This is a genomic window from Shigella sp. FJ200513 (assembly GCF_040495915.1).
GTDB lineage: Bacteria > Pseudomonadota > Gammaproteobacteria > Enterobacterales > Enterobacteriaceae > ECMA0423.
This window is the reverse complement of the sequence record NZ_JBDYCV010000162.1, coordinates 1-5,553: the sequence shown is the minus strand read 5'-3', so window position 1 is coordinate 5,553 and position 5,553 is coordinate 1. Positions and strand designations below refer to the sequence as shown.

Genomic DNA, 5,553 nt, shown 5'->3' with positions numbered 1-5,553 from the left:
CGGTGGAGCTGCATGACAAGGTCATCGGGCATTATCTGAACATAAAACACTATCAGTAAGTTGGAGTCATTACCCTGGTTGTCTGGAGATTCAGGGGGCCAGTCTAATCAGTTGTCATGCACTCGGAATAAATCATACCGTGAATAGTGCTGTTTTTGATTGTCAGACTATTGGCGTTGGTATTGGTAGAAATACCGTCGTCCAGATAGTAGGTAGAAATCACGCCGTTAACGGTAGCGTTATTAATGACCGGGTAGATATCGCCGTTGTAATAGCTATCAGCGGCATAGTTGTTCCAGCCTACATAACCATCATAGTAAACGTCATCAGCATAGGTGGCGTCGTTGTAGTGATGGAAAGTATTGTAAGTTTGACCAGAAATATCGTTGGTCGCTGCATTAGCCTGAGAGGTGATAGCCAGAGTGCAAGCCAATGCTAATTGTGATACTACAAGTTTCTTTTTCCAGGAGTGCATTTGTCATCCCTCCTCAGGGACGTAATAAGTTGATCCATCAATTATCAATGCATAGAAAACATATTATGTTTCGCGCTAACGATTATGCTGCGTTACAGACGAATGGTTCAATTATTCTTTCCCCTAAGTCCGAATGTGGACATATATAATTTATGGAGAAAAACACGCATCAAATTGATAAAAGGACGATATTTCAGTATGTTGCAGATAATGTTATTTTTGATGTATACGCGTTATAAATATCAAAAATACAAACCAGATAAATATCTTATCAATATACAACAAAGTTTGAATTATTCAATTTATAGCAGCACAACCAAACGCCAAAAAATAATAACCAAGAGCTATAAATAAAGATTAAAAATATTTTCAGTGAATATGAAATTATTGCTATTTCTATTACAAAGATGTCCTGGTCTCTCTTTCATTCTCTTCTTGTCAACATCGCGACAACTTTCGTAAAACACTCCTGCCCCGCTTCAGGTATACTGTGCACCTTAATTCCACAAACATCAGGCAGACCATGACAGACTTAATCCAACGCCCTCGTCGCCTGCGCAAATCTCCTGCGCTGCGCGCTATGTTTGAAGAGACAACACTTAGCCTTAACGACCTGGTGTTGCCGATCTTTGTTGAAGAAGAAATTGACGACTACAAAGCCGTTGAAGCCATGCCAGGCGTGATGCGCATTCCAGAGAAACATCTGGCACGCGAAATTGAACGCATCGCCAACGCCGGTATCCGTTCCGTAATGACTTTTGGCATCTCTCACCATACCGATGAAACCGGCAGCGACGCCTGGCGGGAAGATGGACTGGTGGCGCGTATGTCGCGCATCTGCAAGCAGACTGTGCCAGAAATGATCGTCATGTCAGACACTTGTTTCTGTGAATACACTTCTCACGGTCACTGCGGTGTGCTGTGCGAGCATGGCGTCGACAACGACGCGACTCTGGAAAATTTAGGCAAGCAAGCCGTGGTTGCAGCTGCTGCAGGCGCAGACTTCATCGCCCCTTCCGCCGCGATGGACGGCCAGGTACAGGCGATTCGTCAGGCGCTGGACGCTGCAGGCTTTAAAGATACGGCGATTATGTCGTATTCGACCAAGTTCGCCTCTTCCTTTTATGGCCCGTTCCGTGAAGCTGCAGGAAGCGCATTAAAAGGCGACCGCAAAAGCTATCAGATGAACCCAATGAACCGTCGCGAGGCGATTCGTGAGTCACTGCTGGATGAAGCCCAGGGCGCAGACTGCCTGATGGTTAAACCTGCTGGAGCGTACCTCGACATCGTGCGTGAGCTGCGTGAACGTACTGAATTGCCGATTGGCGCGTATCAGGTGAGCGGTGAGTACGCGATGATTAAGTTCGCCGCGCTGGCGGGTGCTATAGATGAAGAGAAAGTCGTGCTCGAAAGCTTAGGTTCAATTAAGCGTGCGGGTGCGGATCTGATTTTCAGCTACTTTGCGCTGGATTTGGCTGAGAAGAAGATTCTGCGTTAATTTTTTTCCTCTCAGAAAGGGGGAGTTAACCTGTTGAAAGTACAGTGAACGCCCCCTCACCCTAACCCTCTCCCCAAGGGGGCGAGGGAACCGTCCGCACTCGTATCACCCCGCCCGATAAAACGGTTTATCCCCAAGGATCGTCGCCCGATGCATAATCCGCCGCTGTGGCAGGTAATCGGCATTGGCATAGTGCTGAGTCACGCGGTTATCCCAAATCGCAATATCATTCGGTTGCCAGCGCCAACGCACCTGAAACTCCGGTTTAGTGATATGGGCGAATAAAAAGCCTAACAAGGCTTCGCTCTCTTTCTCGCTGACATCGACAATTCGCGTAGTAAAGCCTTCATTCACAAACAGCGCCTGTTTACCGCTCACCGGATGCGTTCGCACCACCGGATGTAGCAACGGAGGATTTTTCGCGACCGCCTCGCGCCAGCGTTGATGTTCCTCCTCGGTTTTGCGGTATTTGTATTCCGGGAATGATTTACGGAAATCATGCTCCGCACGCAGCCAGCTCAGCAGCTGGCGGAAGGGAACAGAGAGCGCCTCATAGGCCGCAATACCGCTGGTCCAGAGCGTATCACCGCCGGTCGAAGGTAACTCTTTAGCTGCCAGAATCGCCCCTGCGGGTGGCGTTTCAATAAATGTCACATCGGTATGCCAGTTGTCGTTATCCGGCGGATTATCGTTATGGGTATCCAGCACGATGATCTCGTCAACCCCTTCGGCATGAGGGTAAACAGGGTGAATATGCAGTTCGCCAAAACGCTGGGCCAGCGCGCGTTGCTGCTGCGGCGTAATAGCTTGATCGCGCAGAAATACCACCTGATGGCGCAGCACCGCATGGTAAAGCTGTTCAAACTGATTATCGCTTAACGGGCGCGTCAGGTCGGCACCCGAAATTTGTGCGCCGATATACGGCCCCAGCGGGGTAATGCTCAGACGTTCACTCATTGTACTTCTCCATGCCAGGGCGTCAGACGGCGCTGTAACGCGCGCAGACCCAGTTCTAAAAGAAAGGCGATAATCGCAATCACCGCGATCCCCGCCAGTACCACGTCAGTCGCGAGAAATTCACCCGCTGACTGAACCATAAATCCTAAACCGCGTGTCGCGGCAATCAGCTCCGCCGCTACCAGCGTAGACCAGCCCACACCCAGACCAATGCGTAATCCGGTGAGGATTTCCGGCAGCGCGCCGGGCAAAATGACAAACCACAGCACCTGCGCACGGCTGGCACCCAGCGACTGGGCGGCACGAATGCGAACCTGCTGCGCGCTTTTCACCCCTGCCAGCGCCGACATCGCCACCGGCGCAAAAATCGCTAAATAGATCAGTAAGATCTTCGAGGTTTCACCAATACCAAACCAGATCACCATCAGCGGCAAATAAGCCAGCGGTGGCACCGGACGATAAAGTTCGATTACCGGATCCAGAATGCCGCGCACCGTCGGGCTTAGCCCCATGGCGATCCCGACCGGAATACCGATCACCACCGCCGCGAGTAGCGCCAGCACAATGCGCGTCAGGCTGGCTGCCAGATGCTGCCACAGCGTGGCGTCCATAAATCCCTGCGGTCCGGCAATGGTGAGCAGTTTTGCCAGTACTTGTTGCGGCGGCGGCAAAAACAGCGGGCTAATCAGTTGCAGCGCCGCCACCGTCCACCATACAGTGAGTAAAACCGCTAACGTGCCAATGCTTAAGGTCACCTGACGCGAGAGCGGCCAGCGCCATTTCAGCCGCCGCGAATGCAGTTTTTCATTAATGAGCACACTCATGAGAACGCCTCCCGTTGCTCAAATACGCGGCTTAAAACATATTCGCGCATGGCGATGAATTGTGGATCGGACTTGATGCTGCGGCTCGACTCTCCCGCAACAAAGCGGCGAGCAAAGTTGAGCCGCAGCCGCTCCAGCACACGGCCAGGGCCGGATGAAAGCAGAACCAGTTCAGTCGCCATAAACACCGCTTCTTCTATATCGTGGGTAATCAACAGCACCTGCTTGCCCGTCTCCTGCCAGAGTTTCAGCAGCAGAGTTTGCATCTGGTCGCGGGTGAAGGCGTCCAGCGCACCAAACGGTTCGTCGAGTAATAACAGCTGGGGATTCGCCGCCAGCGCGCGGGCAATCCCCACCCGCTGACGTTGACCATCGGAAAGCTGCCAGATATAGCGTTTTTCTGCGCCTTCCAGCCCCACTTTTTTCAGCATCTGGTGCGCGATTTCCAGTCGCTGCATTTTCTCTATACCTGCCAATTGCAGGCCGAACGCCACGTTGTCCTGTACATTGCGCCACGGTAGCAGCCCTTCATTCTGAAAAACTACGCCACGCTCTGCTCCCGGTCCCTCAATACGCTTACCCGCCAGTTGAATGCTGCCATGCTGATAAGGCACAAAACCGGCAATCAGATTCAGCAGGGTGGTTTTACCGCAGCCGGACGGCCCCAGCACCACCAGTAGCTCGCCGCTTTCCAGCGTCAGGTTGATATCTTCCAGTGCCGGTTTGCCGCCATAATCGGCATAGAGATGAGAGATTTGCAGCATCTGCGCCTCCTTTTATTGCACGAAGCGCGAGGTAACGTACTGGCTGTAATCATTCGCTACAGCCGGGACCTTGCCCTGCTCTTTCAAAAACTGCGCGGTGTCGATGATTGCTTTGTTCACCGGTCCGGTCAGTTCTGCCGTTTGTTGCTGCGGCGTCAGATAGGTATTTCCCTTCACCAGCCCCGGAACGTCACCTTCAGGCACGCCGCTTAAACGCGCCAGTTTGCTGATGTTTTCCGGCTGTTTCAGCCACGCGTCAGGGTTAGCAATGTACGGTTGCTGTGCATCGATGGCGCTTTTGGCGAACGCTTTCACGACCTCAGGATGTTTCTCGGCAAAATCTTTGCGCACCACCCAGACGTCCAGCGTTGGCGCACCCCACTGCCCGACCTGTTCAGAATCGGTCAGCACCTTGCCGTCTTTTTCCAGGGCGTTAACCGCCGGTGCCCAGACATAAGCACCATCAATATCACCCCGCTGCCATGCGGCGATAATCGCGGGCGGCTGCAGGTTCACAATCTCCACTAGCCCTGGTTTAATCCCCCAGTGTTTCAGCGCCGCCAGCAGGCTGTAGTGGGTGGTGGAGATAAACGGTACGGCAATGCGTTTACCAATCAAATCTTCGGGTTTGCTGATAGTTTTCTTTACCACCAGCGCTTCGGAGTTACCCAGTTTTGACGCCAGCAAGAAGACTTCAATCGGCACCTGTTGGCTGGCTGCAACCGCTAATGGGCTGGAACCGAGGTTGCCGATTTGCACGTCGCCAGAAGCCAGCGCCCGCACGATGCTGGCTCCGCTGTCAAACTTACGCCAGTCCACGCTCGCCCCGCTCTCTTTAGCAAAGGTGTTGTCGGCCTGAGCCACTTTCGCCGGTTCGGCTGAGGTTTGATACGCCACGGTGACGTTCACCGCCTGTGCCTGAAAAGCGATGAATGCCAGTGCGGCAAGAAGTGTGTTATATGACTAGGTAATTTATTCAAGATAACCGGGAATGGGTAAAAAAAGACGGGATTTGATGGGATTCAATAAGTTATG

General features: G+C 52.4%; 5 protein-coding genes and 2 pseudogenes. 2 read left to right on the top strand and 5 right to left on the bottom strand.

The annotated features are described in order from the left end of the window. The first annotated feature begins 2 nt into the window (after window positions 1-2). Window positions 3-59: an IS1 family transposase gene (locus ABZJ92_RS20295; RefSeq protein WP_003032489.1), complete on the top strand. Its 57-nt coding sequence runs from the start codon at window positions 3-5 to the stop codon at window positions 57-59. Between the two features lie 47 nt (window positions 60-106). On the opposite strand, the pseudogene ABZJ92_RS20290 reads toward ABZJ92_RS20295, so the two are convergent. After that, window positions 107-475 (bottom strand): annotated as a pseudogene (locus ABZJ92_RS20290) (autotransporter outer membrane beta-barrel domain-containing protein); the annotation flags it as partial. Window positions 476-998: 523 nt separating this feature from the next. On the opposite strand from ABZJ92_RS20290, the gene hemB reads away from it, so the two are divergent. Then, window positions 999-1,973 (top strand): porphobilinogen synthase, encoded by a 975-nt coding sequence (hemB, locus tag ABZJ92_RS20285; RefSeq protein ID WP_001295337.1) that lies wholly within the window; start codon window positions 999-1,001, stop codon window positions 1,971-1,973. A gap of 105 nt (window positions 1,974-2,078) precedes the next feature. On the opposite strand, the gene tauD is transcribed toward hemB, so the two are convergent. The 4 genes and pseudogenes from tauD to tauA all read right to left on the bottom strand — a co-directional run. Then, the gene (tauD, locus tag ABZJ92_RS20280; protein WP_000004031.1) at window positions 2,079-2,930 is read right to left on the bottom strand and encodes a taurine dioxygenase; all 852 of its coding nucleotides are present in this window, start codon (window positions 2,928-2,930) and stop codon (window positions 2,079-2,081) included. Further along, window positions 2,927-3,754: a taurine ABC transporter permease TauC gene (gene tauC, locus ABZJ92_RS20275; RefSeq protein WP_000114607.1), complete on the bottom strand. Its 828-nt coding sequence runs from the start codon at window positions 3,752-3,754 to the stop codon at window positions 2,927-2,929. The genes tauD and tauC overlap by 4 nt, the downstream gene beginning before the upstream one ends. Continuing rightward, window positions 3,751-4,518, bottom strand: coding sequence for a taurine ABC transporter ATP-binding subunit (gene tauB / locus ABZJ92_RS20270; protein ID WP_000939367.1), 768 nt, complete (start codon window positions 4,516-4,518; stop codon window positions 3,751-3,753). Before tauB ends, tauC begins: the two co-directional genes overlap by 4 nt. Before the next feature lie 12 nt (window positions 4,519-4,530). Beyond that, a pseudogene (tauA, locus tag ABZJ92_RS20265) lies at window positions 4,531-5,481 on the bottom strand (taurine ABC transporter substrate-binding protein); the annotation flags it as partial. Window positions 5,482-5,553 lie beyond the last annotated feature (72 nt).